We start from the raw sequence: 21,242 nt of genomic DNA, 5'->3' as shown, positions 1-21,242 counted from the left end.
TTTTTATTTTCTAAGACCAAGTTTGGATATCAATATCCTATAAGCTTCTAAATCTTTTTTCTGGTAATACCGCAATAAGCTTCGTCTTTGCCCTACCAACTTTAACAAGCCCCTTTTTGAGCTATGGTCTTTTTTATTTATCTTTAAATGTTCAGTTAAATACTTTATTCTACCTGTAATAAGTGCAATTTGAACCCCAACAGAACCAGTATCACTTTCATTTTTCCCAAATTCAGAAACTATTCTTTGCTTTTGCTTTTTATCTATCATAAAGCAACTCCTATACCATTATAGCAAAGCTCTAACAAACCTCTTGCTATAATTTAAACTAAACTACTACGGTAGATTATAATATTTTTTCTTAAAAATCACAAAAACAATTTACCCTTTTAAGATTATTTTTTTTAAAAAATTATTAAATTTTTTAAAAAAACAAATATAGAATTAAAATATAATAACATATTTATATTTATTTAAACCTATTCCTTCAATGACCGCTAATATTTCCCCCGCTCTGGATTTTAAAATCTTAAATTCATTAATATTGATTTGAATTTCAATATAAACTCCATTTTTAACAAGATTTATCTTGCTAGAATCAATGCAAACCTTTTCAAAACATATTGAAGATTCTAAACTAATCAAGGAAGTTTTACTCAAATTTTTACATAATGTGGAATCTTTTAATTTAAACATACCTATTTTGGTTCTTTTTAAATTGGTAACATACGCGCAAGAATTTAAAGAATAAGCTAAATCTCTTGCAATGCTCCTAATATAAGTACCTTTTGAACAACTAATTTTCAAGCTAAGTAAAGAAGAGTTAAAATCATAGTTTAATATTTGAATATCATAAACATTTACTTTTCGTTTTTTAATTTCAAAAAACTTTCCATCCAAAGCAAGTTTATAAGCTCTACTACCATCAATATGAACAGAAGAAAATCTAGGTGGGCTTTGATAAATTTCTCCCACAAAATCTTTAAGCTTTAAAGCTATATCCTCTAAATTAGGGATATAATCTGTTTTACTAACTATTCTCCCATTTGGATCAAGAGTATCTGTTTCTATCCCAAATCTAAATTCTGCTACATACTCTTTATCTAAAGAAATAAAGTAGTTTGCAAGTTTCGTATATTTTCCTACAAGAGCAATCAAAATTCCACCTGCAAATTTATCAAGTGTACCAGCATGCCCAACACGATTTGTATTAAAATATTTTTTTATAGGAAAAAGAGTTTCAAAAGAAGTTTTGCCTTGTTCTTTATCAATTAAAAGGAATCCATTTTCCAAATTTAATTCTCTCTTGGAATGTTTAATCCTTCAATTATTTTATTAACATAAAATGATTTAGAAAGAGAATCATCCTTAATAAATAATAACTTCGGGGTACTTCTAACTTTAACTCGCTTAACAATTTGACTTTGAATAAATCCTTTAGCATTATTTAAAGCTTTAACTGCGTTGTCCAAAGAAGCACCTTCCTTGATCGAACCCATAAACACTTTGGCATTTATTAAATCTTTTGAAAATTCTACTTTAACCACAGTTAAAAATGAATGAATCCTGGGATCTTTAATTCCCCTACTCACGATTAAATTGCCAATTTCTTGAGCAATTAAACTCTCGAGTTTAAACTTTTTTATATTCTTATACATAAAAACATATAAATAAAACAATACTAAGTTTTAAAAGATTTTTTTACCTTTTTTAACTCAAATGCTTCAATTACATCTCCTTCTTTAATATTAGCATAATTATCAATCATAATGCCACACTCATATTGCTCAGCAACTTCTTTAACATCATCTTTAAATCGCTTTAAAGATGAAATCTTACCAGAATGAATCTGTAAACCATCCCTCATCACATTAGTAATCGCATCTCGTTTTATTAGCCCTTGAGAAACATAGCAACCGGCTATTACCCCGACTTTAGGAACATTGATTACAGCCCTCACCTCAGCAAATCCAATAAATTGCTGCTCAACATCTGGTTCAAGCATCCCCTCAAGAACTGATTTAACATCATTTATAGCATCATAAATAACATTATACTTTCTAATCTCAACTTTTTCCTGGTCTGCGAGTATCTGGGCTTTTACAGTGGGTCTCACATGAAATCCAATAACAACAGCATCACTTGCTGAAGCAAAGCTAATATCTGTTTCAGTTATTACACCTGCTGATGAATGCACAACTCTTACTCGAACCTCATCGTTTGTTAACTTTTCAAGAGAATTCTTTAAAGCCTCAACTGAACCTTGAACATCTGCTTTTAAAATTATTTTAAGCTCCTTAAGTGTTCCTTCTTTGATTGAATCATAAAGATTTAACATAGTAACTTTCTTTACATTTTTAGAAGATTCATATTTTTTAAGATCTTGTCTTTTGGAACTAATCAATTTTGCTTCTTTTTCAGTTTTAGTTACTTGAAAAGGATCTCCAGCCTGAGGCATTGAAGAAAATCCCAAAACACTAATAGCTTTAGCGGGTCCAACGCTCTTAACAGAAACACCCTTATCGCTAATTAATGCCTTAACTTTACCATAGCATGCACCACCTACAAAAGAATCTCCCACATAAAGGGTTCCATTCTCAATAATAACAGAACAAACTATTCCGCGCCCCAAATCAATTTTGGCATCAAGCACTTTTCCAATAGCTCTTTTAGATGGGTTTGCCTTTAATAACATCATATCTGACTGCAAAAGAATCATATCAAGAAGTTCAGAAATCCCTATATTTTTAAGAGCAGAAATCAATACAAAAATAGTGTCTCCCCCCCAATCCTCAGGTACCAAGTCGTATTCTGAAAGCTGATGTTTAATCTTATCGGGATTTGAATCTGGTAAATCAATTTTATTTATAGCAACAATAATCGGAACATTTGCTTCTTTTGCATGATTAATAGCCTCAATAGTTTGCGGCATAACACCATCAATTGCTGAGACAACAAGAACAACAATATCTGTAACTTGAGCTCCACGACTTCTCATCATAGTAAAAGCTTCATGGCCAGGGGTATCTAAAAATGTTATTTCTCGGTCATTATAAACAATAGTATAAGCTCCAATATGCTGAGTAATACCACCAGACTCTGTTTGATTTATATCTATATTTTGAAGCACAGAAAGTAGCCTGGTTTTACCATGATCAACATGACCCATTATTGTAATAACAGGGGGCTTTTCAATTCTTTTACTTTGATCTTCTACTTCTTCTTCTATAACCGTTTCATCATAAATAGAAACAACATTAACCTTTGAACCATATTCTTCAACTAAAATAGTTGCCGTATCAGAATCTATCTTTTCATTGATAGTCACCATTACACCCAAAGCCATTAATTTAGCAATCAAATCGGAAGATTTTAAATTCATCTTTCTTGCAAGATCAGAAACAGTAATGCTGCCCATAATGTCAATTGATTTTGGAATGGGGTTAGCTAAATTTTCTCTTTTCTTTTTTTGAAGTTGCTCAAAAACTTTTTGTTCAATTGTTTTGCTCTCGGTTTCTGCTTTTTTTCTCTTATAGCTTTTTTGACTTTCTTGTTGTTGTTTTTTCTTCTCACCAAGCTTACGATTTAACTCTTTGCTATTCTCAGAATCTGCTGAAGGTGAACTGCTAACAATAGAAGGAACCTTAGTTTTTATAACTCTTCTAAAAGACACAGGGGTGGTATATTTACTTTGAGAGTTATTTTTAGCAACATATGCTTTCTTTGTCGGACCTTGATATTGAGAGGCCAAACTGTCCCTGTTTTGCGAATACCCACCAACTCTGTTATCTCTATTTTGTGAATATCCACCAGCTCTGTTATCTCTATTTTGTAAATACCCACCAGTTCTACTATCTCTATTTTGTGAATATCCACCAGTTCTACTATCTCTATTTTGTGAATATCCGCCAGTTCTACTGTCTCTATTTTGTGAATATCCACCAGCTCTACTGTCTCTATTTTGTGAATATCCGCCAGTTCTACTATCTCTATTTTGTGAATATCCACCAACTCTGTTATCTCTATTTTGTGAATACCCACCAGTTCTACTATCTATGTTTTGTGAATATTCAGCTTTGTTGCTGTGCTTATGTAAATCAATAGAATTATTTGAATTATTTTTACCGCTTGAATCGTTATGCGTTACAATCTTTACTACCTTTTTTCTTAACTTAATAACCTTGATTTTTTTACCATCGTCATTTTTAATATCATCAATATTTGTCGACAACCTTACTCCTCCTCAAACTCAAAACTAAGCCCTATTTTACAACCCGGACAGGAGGTCATATTTTCATTAATAACAACACCACATTCAGGACAAAGAAGTACTTCATCTTCTTCAACCTTTCCTATAGACTCATCATTATCATTGGCAATTATTATCATTCCCTCTTTTAATATTTTGTTAATTTCTTCTTGTTTTTCATAACTTATCCCAAGATTAAAAAGCAATCCCTCATCCGCTTGTAAAAAATTGTTAATATCATTAAGACCCTCTTTTGATAAATTAGAAATCACAGAAGGATCGAGTAATTTAAGATCACTTATTTTGCTAATCTCTTCAAATTGTTCCTCTTCAACAACATCTTGCATAACTTTATCAAACATTTCAAGTGTTTCTTGCTTAAACTCCGAATTAGCTTTCATTTTTGCGAATTGACTGCTAGTTTTAACATCAATAGCCCAGTCAAGAAGTCTATTAGCAAGTCTAACATTTTGACCCATTTTACCTATAGCAAGGGAAAGTTGATCGTCGCTAACAACTACTAAAGCCTTATGTAAATCCTCGTCAAGAATATAAACATGCTCTATCTTTGAAGGAGTCAAGGAATCCTTTATAAATTCTTTAATGTCTTTACTATAAGGAATAATATCGATTTTTTCTCCTTCAAGCTCCTTAATTATAGATTGAATTCTAACTCCTTTTTGCCCTATACAAGGGCCAACAGGATCAATTTCTTCTTTTTCAGAATAAACAGCAACTTTGATTCTGTAACCCGGATCACGAACTATTTTATGAATCTTAATAACACCTTCTTCGATTTCAGGAATTTCAAGTGCTAAAAGCTCTTCAATAAATTTTGGATGGGTTCTAGAAAGAATAACTTCAATACCATTTTTACCCTTTTTGACATTATAAACTAAAACTCTAATCTTATCATTAAGATTGTAAACTTCTCTTGGCGACTGATACTTCTTAGGGATTATACCATCCGTATTACCAAGATTAACATAAAGATCACCATTTCTATTTTGCTGAACATACCCAATAACAACTTTATTTAACTTGCTTTTAAATTCTGATAAAATTTCATTATCCTCAATTCCTTGTAAATCATTTTTAGTTCTTTGCTTTGCAACCTGAATAGAAAGCCTGTCAAAAACCTTGGGATTAATTTCAATGTAAGCATAGCCATCTTCTACAAAATTTTCCTTTGAAATATCTTTTTCTAATACTTCAAGAAAAGAATCTTTCACCTCTTCTACAATTTTCTTTTTTGCATAAACTATCAAATCTCCCGTATCATCATCAAATTTAACAAAAGCATTCTCGTTGCTTCCAAAATACTTTTTATAAGCTATCAATACTGATTCTTTAATTGTTTTTCTAATAGAATCTATACTCATACTGCGATCATTTGCAATGCTTACAATCATATGTCCCGTGCCCTTTATCATCCAAACTTCCTCCTTAAACTAATCTAGCCTTCTTAACATCACTATAAAAAACATTTAATTCTTTGCTATCTGTTTTAAAAATAAAACTTTTTGATTTTGATTTTAATATCAAACCCTCTTCAAATTCATTATCTAGCATCAACTTAATCTTTTTACCTTCAAAAATTTGAAACTCTTTGTCACTTTTTATTTTTCTATTTATTCCTGGTGTAGAAAGTTCCAAAGTAAAACTATATTTAAGATTTGCTTCCAAAATTAATAAAATCATCTTGTGTAAATCAGTAAGCAAATCGATACCTAAAGAAAAATTCTTACTATAAAGAACTATTTGAATTTTTCCACTATTTTTATTTTTAAAAACATTAATTTCTAATATTTCAATATTTGCACGTTCTGTTAAATTTTTTATCAAATTATAAACTTCATTATTTTTGTCAAAATGTTCAATCAACTACATTCCTAAAAATAATAAGGTTCTTTTTGAAAGAACCTTATTAAATACATAACTAAACCTTAAATCAAGGTTAACACTTAGAAAAAATAATGTCAATATTAAACCAAATTATAAGATTTGGCCAATGAAAACCTTATCACCTTATAGGCTCCAAATTGTACAATAAGATCTTCACAAATACGCATAGATGTTCCTGTAGTAACAATATCATCAAGCAAAACAATCTTTTTAAATTGAAAATTTTTATACTTTGATTTTAATTTAATTTTATTTTCAAGATTTCTAAATCTGAGATTTCCTCTCATTAACTTCTGACTTTTTCCATACTTTCTTGAAAAAACATTTATATAATCAAAACCAAAACGGCTTAATAAAATACCAATATATTCCATGTGATCAAAACCATAAAATAATTTTCTTTTAAAGCTGCAAGGAACAGTTACTATTTGATCAAATTCAATATTACTCAAACATTTAGCAATTTCACTTGCTAAAAATCTACCAATTGACTTTTGACCATCTCTTTTATAAGACAAAATTAAAGATTTATATTGCTCTTTGTATTCAAAAAAATAAATCAAATTTTCATCAAATTGAATTTTAAAATTAAAAAGCGATTTACATTGATCACAAAGAGCATTAGAAGATACATATCTTTTCCCACAAAAAACACAAAAAGGCAAAAATATACTTTTTAAAACATTTAAATAATTCATATTAACTGGACTGCGAAACAACTTTTAAAACAATTTGATTTAGCAGCTCAATTGATTGAAAAGGGGTAATATTATTAATATCTATATTAGAAATAAAATTTTTCAACTCTAGATACTCATTTAATTTAACATTAACATCAGCATCATTTTTCAAGACCTCTTTATCATAACTATCAGAAGAACCATAAGAAAGAAATTCTAAACAAGAGCTATCCTTTCGAGTGAGCAAACTTTCTAAGATAATACTAGCTCTATCTACTACCCTTAAAGGAAGTCCTGCTATGCGAGCGACATAAATCCCGTAAGAATTAAGAGATGGCTTTTCTTCAACTTCTCTTAAGAAAATAAGATCGTTGCCCTGCTTTTCAATTTTCATTGAAAGATTAATAAAAGCTTTATGATTAATGGCCGATAGTTCATGAAAATGCGTGGCAAACAAACTTCTAGCTTTAATGTGATCTAAAATATATTCTATAATAGAATAAGCAATAGCAAGCCCATCATTTGTACTAGTACCTCTTCCAACTTCATCCATAATTATCAAACTCTTTTCTGTCGCATTTCTTAAAATATTAGCCGTTTCGTTCATTTCAACCAAAAAAGTGGATTCCCCTTTGGCAATATTGTCGCTTGCTCCGATTCTGCAAAAAATTTTATCTGTAATACCTATTATAGCCTTAGAAGCTGGCACAAAAGATCCTATATGTGCCATTAGAGTAATTAAAGCCACCTGACGCAAATAAGTTGATTTACCTGCCATATTAGGACCAGTAATTAAACAAAAATGCCTTTCTTTATCAATTCTTACAAAATTTTCAGTAAAGATTTCGGTGTTTTTCACATAGTGCTCAACAACAGGATGACGAGACTTGTCAAGAAATATTTCTTTATCGCCTGTCAACACAGGTCTTTTATATTCATTTTTTTTTGCCAAATAACCAAAATTAACAACTAAATCAATATATGCAAAAAATTCTGAAACCTTTTTAAGAACTTTATTATGCTTAACAACATTTGATGCTATTTCATCAAAAATTTCCTGCTCAAAAGCAACTACATTGTCTTCAGCATTATTAATATCCACTTCAAGAGAAATAAGTTTTTCTGTTTTATATCTTTTTGCAGAATTTAAAGTTTGACTTTCTATAAAATGAGATGGCACTTGGGCATAATTACTCTTTGTAACTTCAAAAAATAATCCTCTATTATTAGTTTTTCTAATCTTTAAATTATTGATCTTGCTAAACAGTCTCTCTGATTCAAGATATTCATCAATATATTTATTTGCATTAATCTTTAAATCTTTCAAACTATCAAGCTTTAAATCATAACCTCTTTTAATAAGTTCATCAGATGAGCTTGAAATTGCACTGTTTATCAAAAAATAAACTTTAGAGGCACTATCCTCTTCAAATTTATCAAAAATCCAATAATCAAAATTATGCTTATCAAATAATTTTTTTACCGAAAAAAATACAGAAAGGGCTTTTTCAATAAATAAAAAATCTTTTTTAATATATCTTTTCATCTGAATTCTAGATATTATTCTCTCAATATCCCATATATTAATAAAAGCCTCTCTTAAAGTCACAGTCAAGCTAATATTTTTGCAAAAAAATTCAACATGATCTAGCCTAGTATTAATCTCAGAAATATTTAAAATTGGATTTAAAATAAATTCCCTCAAAAGTCTTTTTCCCATTGCAGTTTTGCAATCATTTAGCACAGAATATAATGAATACTGAGAAGAAAAATCATTATTATTTTTTACAAGTTCAAGATTCACTTGAGTTACATCATCAAGAAACATATACGAAGAATCATTATTAATATCTATTTTATCAATATTACTTAATAAATTTTTTAAATTATTTTTTATATGATTTATAATGAGAAAAATTGAAATGTAATAAGGTTTCTCTTCATCAAATCCAAGAGAGCTCAATCCAAGTATGTTAAAATGCTCCTTTATTGTTTTTATTGCAACATCTTTATCAAGATGCCAGTTGGGCACTTTGTTAATTAAAAATCGATTAAGATTAAGCTTATCTAAATACTCATAATAAAAGTTTTCAGAAACTATTATCTCTTTAGGAGAATATTTCTCAAGATCCCTTTTAAGTTTTTCAAAAAAACTATTCTCATAAAACATTACTCCAAGACTAGAAGTAGATAAATCTATATAAGAAAACGAATAATAATTATTATAATCACTAATAGCAACTAAATAATTATTAACATCATCATTTAAAAAATCTTCATCAATAATAACTCCCGGGGTTATTACCTCAACAACTTCTCTTTCTAAAGGTCCCCCAGAAGTAGAATTAGACGATTGTTCACAAATTGCAACCTTTTTATCAAATAAAATTAATTTTCTTATATATTCCTTACTAGTATGGTAAGGCACTCCACACATTGGAACATTTTCTCTTTTTGTCAATGTTAAATTAAGAAGCTTACTTGCCTCAATTGCATCGTCAAAAAACATTTCATAAAAACTTCCTACTCTGAAAAAAATTATTGCATCTTTATATTTTTTTTTGATATCTAAGTACTGCCTCATCATTGGGGTAACATTTTTTTCCATATGATTCCTAAATAATATTGAATTATAATTGATATTATAAAATAAATATAATTCAATTAAAAAGAAAGAATATAAAACAAGAAAAAGATCTTAAAAGCAATGTTTTGTGTAATTATAAGCAATCTAGCTGTTAGCAAGTCTGTTGTTTTAAATTCAATTGATTTTAAAAAAATTTACAAAAAAATTCATAATAAGCAATAATTTTTTGTTTAAGTTACATTTAAAGAAAATAAAAAAACTCTAAAAATATTTAATACTTAAAAAAATATTAAAAAACTAAAAATGAAAAATTTAAAAATAAGGAAAAGTCTTAAGGATTTTTATTGTCCTTTTCCAAAAGATGCTTAACAACATTGTCTGTTATATCAACAGTACTGTTATGATAAAGAATATACGGATTATTTTTTTTCATAATCAAAGAAAACCCATTAATTTCTGCAACATATTGAATACCACGAAGTATTTTGCTTAAAGATTCACTATTATTATTTAAACTATTAATATTGACCAATCTTTGCTGTTCTAAATTATTTTTTGCTAAACTAGACACTCTCTTTAATTCATCAACTTTTAAATTATATTGATTTCCATAAGATCTTGCATTATCTAAGTCATTATCAGCAATTGACTTATCATACATCTGTTTTAAATTTTTAAGCTCTAAATTTAACGTATTTATTTGTTCTTGATATCGATTTTTTATTTGATCAAGATTAGCTTTCAATTGAGGATTTAAAACTTCAATAATAATTCTATCAAAATCAACAATGCCTATTTTAATAACATCTATTGAAAAAACATTAAAAGACAATAAAAAAAACAATGGTAAAATCAAAAAAAACACAAACTTCTCCATAGTATTATATTAATATCTCATCTCAATTCCTAAGAAAAATTTAAATCCAGAAAAATATTTGTAATAACTGTTAACTTTATCATTATCAAAATAAAAAGGATAAGCTATTACAAAAGACAGCGGCAACTGAGGCAAAAGACTTCTAATTCCAGTTCCCCAGCTAAAAGCAAAACTACTAAAAGGTCTAAATAAAGAATTTTCTTGCCCCTCTAAAGAATAAGAAGCAAAATCTATGAAAAAAACATCCCAAACTAAAATATTTTTTAACAAAGGAATAGATATTTGAACAGTATTTACAAAGGAACTGTAAATATTTTTTAAAATTCCCCAACCTCTAGCCTGCATAAAATTTTCACTAAGAAATATGTGATGATGAGGTTGAATTTCAATTTCAAAACCATTACCAAGAGGAGGCAATATATTTGAATAGACGCTCCTTAAGGTCAAAATAATATCAAAATAAGGAGTAAACACATCCTCATATCCTAAGAGAGAAAAATATCTCTCAAAGGTTGTAGCAGATTTAATGAAATGACTCTGCCCAAACAAAAATCCACCGAAAAAATCAAACTGCTGCTTAAGCAAAAATCCGTTATTAGATAAAGAAGTAGAATTTCTTGTATCCCAAGCCGCACTCAAACTAAGAGAATTTTCAAATCTAAAAGTTTTGTAATTATCTCTTAAATAATAATTTGAAGGTCTGTTAACCTCATTATCATAAAAAACATATTTTAAAGCGGTTTGTAAAGTACCAAGAAGAGTTTGCTTACCAAGATAATTAGAAAAAGTATACCCTGTAAACCCCCCAAAACTAAGTTTAAGCAAAGAATAATTCATCGCATTAAAATCAGAAAAGCTTTTAGCATCTCGATATTCTTCCCAACTTGTAAATGGATCGGGAACTTCCCTTTTGCCAGAAAAAATAGGTCCATTAATATCCTGATAAGCAGTATTAACAGAATGTGAAAAATCTATAAATCCACCTACGGTCCATCTTTTTTGAAAAAACCAATTATCCCTAAATGTCAAACTAAGACTTTGCTCTAAAAAAGATAAATTAAGTCTTGCAGCAAAATAATAACCTTCGCCCAAAAAATTAGAAAGCTCCCATTGACCAAATACTGAGAACGGAAACGAAGAATTTGAACTGCCTCCAAAATTCATACCAAATCCGAAATTACTTGTTGCTCGTTCCTCAATGTTTAAATTTATTCTCATAAGCCCTTCCGTATTACTTGGAACAATATCGGGGACTACATTCGAAAAATAACCAAGCTGTTGTAAATTCACCATTCCTATCTTAAACTTATCCAAACTAAAAACATCTCCCTCTTGCAGGGGAATTTCTCTAAGTATCACATGAGAAGCAGTATTCTTATTTTTAGAAACAGTAATAGACTCAATATGCGCTTTATCCTTTTCTAAAATTTTAATTAAAAAATCAACAAACTCTCCCCTTATCTTTTGTGAAGGAATAATTTCTGTAAAAATATATCCCTCTTTAAAATAACTTTCCTTAATTTTGGTAAAATCTTGCTCAAATTTAGAATTATTAAAAATATCACCTTCCTTAAAGGTAATAAAACTTTTTAATTCTTCCAAACTAAAAACTAAATTACCAAAAATTTCAAGCTTTCCAAATTTAAAAACATTACCTTCTGAAATGAAATATTTCAAAAAAACTTCCTTTTCTAATCTTTGGGAATCTTTAAGAGAATCTTTAATATCAACAGTACTACTGATAATCTTAACATCAATATATCCATTATTTTTATAAAAAGACTCTAGTTGACGTTTATCCTTGTCAATATTACTTTTTAAATATTTACCATCTGAAAAAAGAGATACTACTCTTGATGCTAAAGATTTTCTCAAAGTACTACTTTTAAAGCTTAAATTTCCTTCAAAGTCAATACCTTTAATAATATATTTGGGTCCGGATACTATATTAAAAATAATATCAACCAAATTTTCTTCTTCTTTAATTTCAAAATTTACAGAAACATCAAGATATCCCATGTCTTTATACATCTCTTCAAGTTTTTCAAGACCTTTATTAACATTTGCAAGATTTAAAGGCTCATTAACCTTAATATTCACCTTTTCAACAAGTTCACTATTCCAAAAAACTTTACTGCTATCAGAAAAAACAACAGAATTAACCAAAGATTTTTCTTTTACAATAAATGTGATAAAAAGATCCTCTCCATCTATTTTAAACATTGGTTTAATAAGCCCCAAAAAATAATCAAGGGAATAAAGATCAATTTGCAATTTATCAAAAATTTCATTAGAATATGCCGTACCGATATAAGGTTTTAAAATATTAATAAAATCTACCTCTTTCTTATTTTTAAGTCCTTCAAAATTAATACCCTTTATTATTTTCCCTTTGTAATTTTCAACTTGACCAAAACTAAAAACATTAAAAAACATTAAAAAGCTTACAAAAAACAAACCTCTAATTGAACCCATCTTACCCACCTTAACCTATTAACAATTTAATATCTAAATTTCCAGGAAATACCTATATTATTTCCTATTCCATCTAAACCTTTTTTCATAAAATTGTAATCAAACTCATAATTAACCAAAAAAAATGGAGAATCAAACTCAATACCCAAATTAATAACAAAATTCAAATCTTTTGAAAAAGGAGTCATTTGCTCTTTCAAAAAACCAAAGCCTCCGCTAATAAAAACACCCTCTACAAGATATTTCCCTACCTTAACGCTTGTATTGTCAAGAACATCAACAAAAGTAGGATTTCCAATTTTAAAAAAATTACTATTAATAGAATTCTTCAATATATCTGTCTTTATACTCAACAAATCTAAGTCTAATACAGAACGCATATAATCTTCAATGGGTTGAATTAAAAAATCAAGAGCAATATCACTTACTATTCCAATTGCCATTTCAGCAGCATTAGTCCCTGCCGATCGCAATCCCCCCTCTTCAAAACCTCCCATTGTTGAGCCTGAGAGCAAATATTTAATCTCCTGTTCAGTTCTAAAAGGATAAGACGTAAACTCAATTTTCCACAAACTTAAAGGACTATCAATACTTATTGTAACAAGCAGTTTATCATTTCTATCTTTAATAGTATTTGTAGCCTCTGCTTTTACCCATGGATCAAATTTAATTCTGCTCTCATTAAAGGATATATAAGCACCACTTTTAAAGATAAATTTTTTATTATTATAATTAACAAAACCATTTGCAATATTCAAATCCCCTTTAAGAATAAAATCATCTGTTTTTGTATCAGATTTTATTACAAGCTTATCTCCTCTTGAAATAGTAGCTTGTAAAAACGAAATATTACTATCTGGCCAATGAAAAGTAACACCGCTATCAAAATTTATCTCGAGATGGGTCAAAATATCAAAATCTCGAACATTAACATCGCTTGTTTGCGCTCTTTTTGATCGCTTGAAGGGATTTATTAATAAATCAACAATAGAACTTTCAAGAGAATAAACCCAAGCATTTGAAATATTTAAAATGCCCTCAAACATAATTTCATCAGCATTTCCTTCAATTGAGAAATTGCCTAAAGCATAACCTGTAAAGCTTAAAGCAATCTTGTCAAACTTAATAGGAGCCCCCGTTCTACCAGATACATTAATATCTATTTTGTAATAATCAATAATAGTATCACTTAAAAAATTCAAATTTAAACTAGTAGAAACAAAAGCCTTAGAATATCGATCTAAGTCAAAATCATTACTAAAAATAATTTTATTATCTTGAATTTTAACTGGAATATCAAATATTTCTAAAGTTCTATCACCACCAAATTTTCTAGAAGCTCTTAAATACTCGGTACTCATTGATCCTTTTTGAATATTTAAACTTCCATTAATGTTAGGATTATGTAAATCCCCATCAATATTAAATTCACCATTTAAAACAAGATCATAAAGAATGAAATGCTTGTCAATATTAAATAAAGAATGTGAATCTAAAAAATCTTTGGTGATTATTTTTGAATCAAATTTAATATCTCTGACATTTCCAAGAATTTTATTTTTTATTATTTTGCCTGATGAATTAAAACTAAGAGGCAAATAATCTTTTAAAATAAAGCTATATTCTCCACTACCATAATGGTATGAAACATTAATAAGGTCATAATCAATTGAAGCCAAATTAAATTTTTCAAAATCATTACTAAATTCAACAGTAAGATTAGATAAAAACTCATTTTTATATTTAATATCCCTAAAGGAAAATTCACCCTCTGTTTTAGTTTTCAAAACTCCAAATCGCTCTTTATCCCTACTTTCAAAGTTTCTAAAATTTGCATTAAACTTATAAGAAAACAAGTCACTATTAAAAACCATATTAGATACACCTATAGAACTGCTTAAATCATATCTCAGACTACCAGTAAGAAACTCTTTTTTATTTCGCTTGGCTTTTATATCATATATGTTAAGCTTATTATCCAATAATCCTAAATTCAGAGAAAACTGTACAGGAATGCCCAATAAAGTTAATTTATTAGCCTCAAGATATCCACTCAAAGAATAATTTTTAAAATCATTCTTTTTAAAATTTAGCAAAAAATTACCACTAACCTTTCCTTCTAAAAGGGACAAAGAATTAAAATTGTAAAAATCTAAGTCTTGAAATTTAAGCAAAAAATAACTTCCATGTTCATCGGAATTAATCCCTAAAAAATATCGCTCTGAATTTAGACTAGAAAATAGATTTAAACTTCCATTAAAATTATCTTTTAAATTGAATTGTCCATATCCTTGCAAATTTGAAAGTTTGTTTATAAATTTAACATCAAAAATGTACAATTTATCATATTCATATAAACCCTTAAAATCAAAATTAAAATTATAAGAGGGTATTTTAGAAGCTTTTATTATATTAAATTTATCTATTTTGAATTTCAAATCGTCATTAAGACTTAAATAGTTTCCATGAAAATTTATATTTATTAAAAGATCAGAGGTTTTATTATAAACCTTAAAACCATTAACATTAAGAGTATAAACTATTTTAGAATTGAAATAATTGAAATCTAATTTAATGCCAAGAGGAGATTCGGCAACAATAACCTTATTTTTAAGATTAACATTAAAATGCAAAGGATAATTTTTATCCAAATAAGAAAAATTCGTGCTAACATTAAACCCACTTTCAAATAGCTTAACAAACAAACTGGAATGCAAATTGTAATCATTGTACTGCAAATCAAAGTTGTTTGATTTGTAAAAATTCTTCTCTCCACTAGCATCAAGCATGAATTTAAAATTATCTAACTTTGAAAATACTACGAAATTGAATTTTTTTAATCTATTTTTATGATAATCAAATTTATTGAAATTAAAATCAGAAACTAAATTTAAATATTTACCTGAAAATAAAGTTTGGGGGAAAAAATTTATTAAGTAAGAACTAGGAATAACTTCTTTTAAAAAAAGCAAAGGAAACTCTTTAATGCCTAAACTTAAAGAAAGTTCCTCATCATTAAGATCGCCTTTTAAAGAAATTTGAGAATTTTTATTTTCTAAGTAAATCAAATAGTCAATAAAAACTTTATCCTTTAAAAAATAAGTTTTTAAACTTAAATTTTGGAAATTAAGATTTCCAAGGTTAAAATTATCAGATTTAACTGAAAAAATATTTTTATCTTTCTTAAAATCCAAATATCCATTTAGGTCGTTAAAATTTAAAATTTTTGCAGACTTAAAGTTAAGACGTCCTATTGGAAGTAAGTCCTTTAAAGAATAATAACCTTTATAGTTTACAACTCCTCTTTTAAGCTTTAAAAAAGCATTTTTAACGCTCACAATGTCATCATTCCCCTTGATTTCAAGTTGTAAACCTTGAATTTCTTTACCTATAGTATCTACATTTAAAGAAGAATCTATTATTCCTGCGTATCTTAAATCTTTATTTTTAAAATCATAAGAAAATGCCAACTGACCATTTAAACTTATATCAAAATAATCTTTATAAACTTCAAAGTTTTTGTTTAAATTAATCCAATTTAAAAGATTGACATTGAAAAATAAAGCATCTAACCGAATAAAATCATTAGATTTGTCATAACTTAAATTAAAATCTAAATTATCCCTTTGTAAATTAAAAATTTTTAAATTTCCTTTTGAATAATTTATTTGAAATCCTTGCTCAAGCAAAGAAAAATAGTTTGTTTTAAATTCAAAAAAACTAAAATTAACATAACCATCCTCAAAACCTTTTTTGAATTTCCCCTCAAAATAGAAAGTTGAATCTAAAATTCCATCATCAACTCTTTTAGACGGCAAATTAATTTCTAAATTTTTAACAGCACTAAAATCAACTACAGAACTAAATAAAAAATCTTCATCTAGGGTACTTAAGGAAAAATTTTTAACTTTAAAACTCAACCAACTATTATTCTTGTTGAGCTTAATATTAATATTGATATTCTCTAAATTAATATTTAATCTATCAAGATAGTTTAAAATTTTACTTAAAATTACATTTTCATTGTCTAAATAGACACTGTTAGAATTTAAATCATCGGATAAACTAAAATCGTTTATATCAAAATTCAAATTACTCCCTTTAACATAAACATTTAAAATAATATTTTCATCACCTAAAATTAGTTTAAACAAATTTAAATCTACTCTAACAACATCCATTAATATTTTATCTTTTCCATCCAAGCTTAGCTCTAAACCGTCTATTTTGATAGATGATAAAAAATATGGCGAAATTTTATCATATTTAATTCTAAAGCCAAATTTTGATTCAAAATATTTTACAACAAAAAACTTTGCAGAATAAATTTGAACTTGAACAAATAGATTAATGGAAAAAATTATTAAAACAAAAGCAAAAAATGGTAAAATCAAGAATAAAAATGTCTTATTTTTCAAAAACCCCAAATCCATACACTCATATATAATTTTATTATATAATAATTATCAATAACCTAATTACTGGCTCTAAAGAAAGGAAAAAATATTTGTGATTAAAATATTAAAAAACTTTTATTGCATAGAAGGAATTGATGGGAGTGGGAAAACAAGCATCACCAATAAACTAAAAACTCTTTGCAACGATGAATCAAAATATTATTTTACAAAAGAACCATCAAGCGGAATAATTGGAGAAATGATAAAAGAGCAATTAATGAATTTTAAAAATCCTTTACAAGAATCAACATTTGCATATCTTTATGCGGCAGATCGAAACGACCATTTATATAAAAAGGGGGGAATACTAGAAACTTTAAACACAAAATCCATAAAAATAATAACTGACCGCTATTTATTCTCATCAATTGCCTATCAAGGAAAATTGGGATATGAATTAAATAAAAATTTTCCATTACCTGAAAAAGTATTCTTTATTGAAATAGAGCCAAACTTAGCTTATGAAAGAATACAAAAACATAGAACACAAAGTGATCTTTTTGAACTTGAAAGATACAAAACTTTTGAACAAATTGCTCTTAAATACTTAAAAATATTTAAAAAACTAGAAAAAAAAATTAATGTAATTTACATTAACAATTCAATAAAAGGTGATTTAGATAAAAACGCAAAAAAAATTTTTAATCTAATAAAATTCTAATATAATTAATCATATGATTAATTATATTTTTAAAAGTGCTACTTTCCAAATCAATCTAATTTTACTTCTTCTAATAACAGTTGCAAAGATAAATGCATCGTCTAAATTTTATTATGCAGAACAATGGTATGTAATCTTTAATGCTCAAATGAAAAAAAAACCTGAAAACTACAAAAAAAATATATTTTTTCTTCAAAAAGCTTTAAAATACCCATTTGGAAATCCAAGATACTCACTAACTAAAATAGAAACAAAAGAACAGTGGACAAAATATAAACTTCTTTTCAAAATGCACGTAAATCTGCTCCTAGTTAAGCAAAATTTATATTTGGGAGATTTATTTGACACAAGAAATTTATATTTTTTCAAAACTCCAGAAAAAAATGGAATTATTCTCAATCTAGAAAAATCAAAAAAATTATATAAAATGGCTATTAACTACTACAATGAAGCACTAAAATACCACAAAAAACTTGAAAATTACAAGTCTATTAAACTAGTAAACGATGGAATAACAAACTGGGAAAACGAATATCATAAAATTTCTCTTAAAAAGTTAGATTACTACGACATTATTAAAAAAGAACTACTAAGAATTGACGAAACTAAAGAATTTTTTGAAAAAAGTTCGAACTATTATTAAAAAAATTCTTTGCCCTCTTTGGAAAAAAAAATTTTATTTATATAATCCTTATTTAAAGAAAACTTAAAAACAAGATCTTTAAAATTATCTTTACTCAAGATGCTATATTCTGAAAAAAGAGTTATTAACGCTCTTTCCGCTAAAAAAGGTAATTCTAAAATATTTTTTAAAATTTCAGTTCTAAATTCACACGCTTTTTCATTATTTAAAGAATTTACAAAATTAGAATTTTCAACATCAGTGCTTAACGTTATGATTTCATTTTCAAGAAATTTTTTATCTCCTTGTGAATACAGTAAAGCAAATGGCTTTAAAAAAGAAAAAAAATACTCCTTGCCCACAAGATAATGATGCATTGAACATCTTGTAGCATAATTTGGGTAAATAGCAGATTCAATCTCTTCATCACCACCAACAATAAGCAAAGGATCAAAATAAGGAGCTGGAATTTCTTTGTTGTTATAAAAATAATACCTATACGAAAAAAAAGATTCTTCCATGCAATCAATGTGCCCACAATAAGCTCCAAGCTTATAAATTTTATCTGAATATTCTACTAAAAGTTTAGCAGTATCATTAAAAGATTCTTTTCTAAAATTATAAAGCAATGTGGGCAATATAAATAAAATATTCTCATTTGACGAAATTTTATTTAAAACAAAAATTAAACGTTCATCATAAAAACATGCCTCATCAATAATAAAAGTACCACAACTAGGATTAGAAGCTATTAGGTTTTCAATATCAAAAGAATTGCTGGCAAAACCAATCTCATCAATTTTATCTTTTCCACCACCTCTGTATGGTATTACATTTTCTGGATAATCCTGAAATCTCCTCTTGTCGAGAAAATTTCTAATAAAAAAGACATTAACCCTGCTCCTATTTCCTTTAATAATATTACCCAACACCTTTAAAGATTTTTTTCTTACAACAAGCGAATCTTTATAAATTTTTGCAGCATATTCTGTTTTTCCACTTCCCATAGGCCCAACTACAAGAATTAAATTTATTTTCACTTTAAAATCAAAATGACTAATAGACACAATGTTACTAAATTGAGTATCTTCTTTACTAGAAAAATCTAAACAAAAGCCCAAAAATCCTCCCCGAAGTAAATTCAACTTCAATTATATAAATAAAAAGCATCAAAAAAATATTAACATTAAAAAACTAAAAATTAATAATCAAGACTTCTATTGAAGTTATCATTTAAAAGAATAATAACTTTCAAAACAATCATCATCCAACAAAGTTTTCTTTATTTTTAATTTATTCTTCTCATAAATTTCAATATAATTAAATTTTTTAGAACCATTAACTTTTCTATAAATTGAAACTAAACTTCCAAACACATAATTTTTAATTTCTACTAAATTAGATCCCAAATATTTTTTTTTACTTATTAAACTTGATCTAATATCTAAAACAGAAATTTTTTCAAAAAATAAATTTAAAGCAGTGGGTAGAAAAAAATCTTCAATGTTAATTAAGAACAACTCTCTGATTCCAAGATTATTTAAATCGTAGCCTAAATTGTTAAAAAGATTAAACTTAAAAGTATGTAAAGCAAAAACATAAACATCCCTTTTATCAGAGTATTGAACCTCAATCATATCAACGTAAGGGTAAACAGAATAATTTATTTTATAACCAAGTAAACTATTCTCATAATAAACTGGAGACTTGTCTTTAAAATAAATTTTATTTAAAAATTTGCTATTTAAACTAAATTTATTGCCAAAATCTACTATTCCTGAAAAAATACCTACTAAAACTCCATCTTTGAGTATGACAATATTATTTTTATTATCAATACAATAAATCCCTGATAAACTTTTATAATCTTCTAAAAATTTACTCTTCATGTCAGGATCCTCTAAAAGATCATAAAACATTTTATATTCACTTATTGTTTTAGGAGGAAATTTTTTAAAAATTTTATAAGCTTCAGCAGGTTCTAAAAGTTTGTATTTTAAAAAATAAATGCCATGAATTCCATTATATTCTTTAATTTTGCCCTTGAGAAAAGAAAACAAAGAAACAGAATTGTCATAGTTAAAATCTGAATTTCTAAATATATAATTAATATTTTCAGTTGTAAAGAAAAAATCTTCTTTTGATTTAATGGTATTAAAAATGCTAAAAAAAAACCTATCTTCTTTTAAAAACCACTTAAAAAATAAAAAATCATTACCATACAAGGAAAAAGCTTTAAATAAAATTTTTTTAAAATCATCTCCAAAATTTTCAAGTCTTCCAGAAGCCTCAAGTCTCATACAAATTAAATCTTTATCTATTTGCAATTCTTCATTAAAGTTTCCATACAAAGTAATAATTTCTTTATACATGTTTTTATTTTCATTTTGCCTTAAAAGCAAGGCAAAATAATAAGTGTATATTTCTTTAAGAGTTGTTGTTTTAAAGTTATTAATTTTAATTGCTTCTTTTAATAAATAAATTTTATCTATTAAAGCAACATCCTCTTTTAATGCAAGCTCATAAAGAGAGTCTGAAGCTAGCAAATTGAAATCAAGAGATCCATAAATTAAGTCAATTCCTTTTTGAAAATTGGAAAAATTTTTAGATTCATTAAAAAGAATACTTGAAATATCTTCATCTTCTTTGACTGAAATTGCATCTAGGTTTATAGAAATAAAAAGAATCAAACCAATCTTTAAATAAAACATAAAAACTTACCCTAACCT

General features: G+C 27.0%; 15 protein-coding genes. 2 read left to right on the top strand and 13 right to left on the bottom strand.

Annotation, left to right across the window (positions count from 1 at the left end; genetic code table 11):
* Positions 1–3: 3 nt before the first annotated feature.
* The 11 genes from rpsO to BVAVS116_RS04000 form a co-directional block, all read right to left on the bottom strand.
* Positions 4–270: a 30S ribosomal protein S15 gene (rpsO, locus tag BVAVS116_RS04050; protein ID WP_006068531.1), complete on the bottom strand. Its 267-nt coding sequence runs from the start codon at positions 268–270 to the stop codon at positions 4–6.
* 174 nt (positions 271–444) lie between these two features.
* Positions 445–1,293, bottom strand: coding sequence for a tRNA pseudouridine(55) synthase TruB (gene truB, locus BVAVS116_RS04045; protein ID WP_006068781.1), 849 nt, complete (start codon positions 1,291–1,293; stop codon positions 445–447).
* Between the two features lie 2 nt (positions 1,294–1,295).
* Complete coding sequence (gene rbfA, locus BVAVS116_RS04040) at positions 1,296–1,658, bottom strand: 30S ribosome-binding factor RbfA (protein ID WP_006068870.1); 363 nt, start codon at positions 1,656–1,658, stop codon at positions 1,296–1,298.
* Positions 1,659–1,681: 23 nt separating this feature from the next.
* Positions 1,682–4,231: a translation initiation factor IF-2 gene (infB, locus tag BVAVS116_RS04035; RefSeq protein ID WP_006068999.1), complete on the bottom strand. Its 2,550-nt coding sequence runs from the start codon at positions 4,229–4,231 to the stop codon at positions 1,682–1,684.
* A 2-nt stretch (positions 4,232–4,233) separates the two neighbouring features.
* Positions 4,234–5,682, bottom strand: a complete 1,449-nt coding sequence (gene nusA / locus BVAVS116_RS04030; RefSeq protein WP_006068263.1) for a transcription termination factor NusA — start codon at positions 5,680–5,682, stop codon at positions 4,234–4,236.
* 13 nt (positions 5,683–5,695) lie between these two features.
* Complete coding sequence (gene rimP, locus BVAVS116_RS04025) at positions 5,696–6,133, bottom strand: ribosome maturation factor RimP (RefSeq protein ID WP_006068349.1); 438 nt, start codon at positions 6,131–6,133, stop codon at positions 5,696–5,698.
* A gap of 101 nt (positions 6,134–6,234) precedes the next feature.
* Positions 6,235–6,852 (bottom strand): ComF family protein, encoded by a 618-nt coding sequence (locus BVAVS116_RS04020; protein WP_006068471.1) that lies wholly within the window; start codon positions 6,850–6,852, stop codon positions 6,235–6,237.
* A gap of 1 nt (position 6,853) precedes the next feature.
* Positions 6,854–9,442 (bottom strand): DNA mismatch repair protein MutS, encoded by a 2,589-nt coding sequence (gene mutS, locus BVAVS116_RS04015; protein WP_006068453.1) that lies wholly within the window; start codon positions 9,440–9,442, stop codon positions 6,854–6,856.
* A gap of 310 nt (positions 9,443–9,752) precedes the next feature.
* Entirely contained in the window at positions 9,753–10,286 is a 534-nt protein-coding gene (locus BVAVS116_RS04010; protein ID WP_006068560.1) for an OmpH family outer membrane protein, read from the bottom strand.
* Between the two features lie 21 nt (positions 10,287–10,307).
* Positions 10,308–12,773, bottom strand: a complete 2,466-nt coding sequence (bamA, locus tag BVAVS116_RS04005) for an outer membrane protein assembly factor BamA (protein WP_006068260.1) — start codon at positions 12,771–12,773, stop codon at positions 10,308–10,310.
* A 26-nt stretch (positions 12,774–12,799) separates the two neighbouring features.
* Positions 12,800–17,206 (bottom strand): translocation/assembly module TamB domain-containing protein, encoded by a 4,407-nt coding sequence (locus BVAVS116_RS04000; RefSeq protein WP_006068368.1) that lies wholly within the window; start codon positions 17,204–17,206, stop codon positions 12,800–12,802.
* 76 nt (positions 17,207–17,282) lie between these two features.
* On the opposite strand from BVAVS116_RS04000, the gene tmk reads away from it, so the two are divergent.
* Entirely contained in the window at positions 17,283–17,891 is a 609-nt protein-coding gene (tmk, locus tag BVAVS116_RS03995) for a dTMP kinase (RefSeq protein WP_006068220.1), read from the top strand.
* A 13-nt stretch (positions 17,892–17,904) separates the two neighbouring features.
* Complete coding sequence (locus BVAVS116_RS03990) at positions 17,905–18,534, top strand: hypothetical protein (RefSeq protein ID WP_006068903.1); 630 nt, start codon at positions 17,905–17,907, stop codon at positions 18,532–18,534.
* Here BVAVS116_RS03990 and BVAVS116_RS03985 read toward each other — a convergent pair.
* Both BVAVS116_RS03985 and BVAVS116_RS03980 read right to left on the bottom strand, forming a co-directional pair.
* Positions 18,531–19,634: a thymidine kinase gene (locus BVAVS116_RS03985; RefSeq protein ID WP_006068328.1), complete on the bottom strand. Its 1,104-nt coding sequence runs from the start codon at positions 19,632–19,634 to the stop codon at positions 18,531–18,533. The two genes, BVAVS116_RS03990 and BVAVS116_RS03985, sit on opposite strands and share 4 nt — an antisense overlap.
* A 108-nt stretch (positions 19,635–19,742) precedes the next feature.
* Positions 19,743–21,224: a hypothetical protein gene (locus tag BVAVS116_RS03980; RefSeq protein WP_006068996.1), complete on the bottom strand. Its 1,482-nt coding sequence runs from the start codon at positions 21,222–21,224 to the stop codon at positions 19,743–19,745.
* Positions 21,225–21,242: the final 18 nt, after the last annotated feature.

The sequence above is a fragment of the Borreliella valaisiana VS116 genome (assembly GCF_000170955.2).
Classification (GTDB): Bacteria; Spirochaetota; Spirochaetia; order Borreliales; family Borreliaceae; genus Borreliella; species Borreliella valaisiana.
Note: the sequence above shows the minus strand (reverse complement) of the source record. Positions and strands in the feature narration are given on the sequence as shown.

Bases quoted from the DNA above. Each gene is read 5' to 3' on its own strand.
- BVAVS116_RS03990 (WP_006068903.1), top strand. From the start codon at position 17,905: ATGATTAATTATATTTTTAAAAGTGCTACTTTCCAAATCAATCTAATT.
- mutS (WP_006068453.1), bottom strand. From the start codon at position 9,442: ATGGAAAAAAATGTTACCCCAATGATGAGGCAGTACTTAGATATCAAA.
- BVAVS116_RS04000 (WP_006068368.1), bottom strand. From the start codon at position 17,206: ATGGATTTGGGGTTTTTGAAAAATAAGACATTTTTATTCTTGATTTTA.
- rbfA (WP_006068870.1), bottom strand. From the start codon at position 1,658: ATGTATAAGAATATAAAAAAGTTTAAACTCGAGAGTTTAATTGCTCAA.
- BVAVS116_RS04020 (WP_006068471.1), bottom strand. From the start codon at position 6,852: ATGAATTATTTAAATGTTTTAAAAAGTATATTTTTGCCTTTTTGTGTT.
- bamA (WP_006068260.1), bottom strand. From the start codon at position 12,773: ATGGGTTCAATTAGAGGTTTGTTTTTTGTAAGCTTTTTAATGTTTTTT.
- rpsO (WP_006068531.1), bottom strand. From the start codon at position 270: ATGATAGATAAAAAGCAAAAGCAAAGAATAGTTTCTGAATTTGGGAAA.
- nusA (WP_006068263.1), bottom strand. From the start codon at position 5,682: ATGATAAAGGGCACGGGACATATGATTGTAAGCATTGCAAATGATCGC.
- BVAVS116_RS03980 (WP_006068996.1), bottom strand. From the start codon at position 21,224: ATGTTTTATTTAAAGATTGGTTTGATTCTTTTTATTTCTATAAACCTA.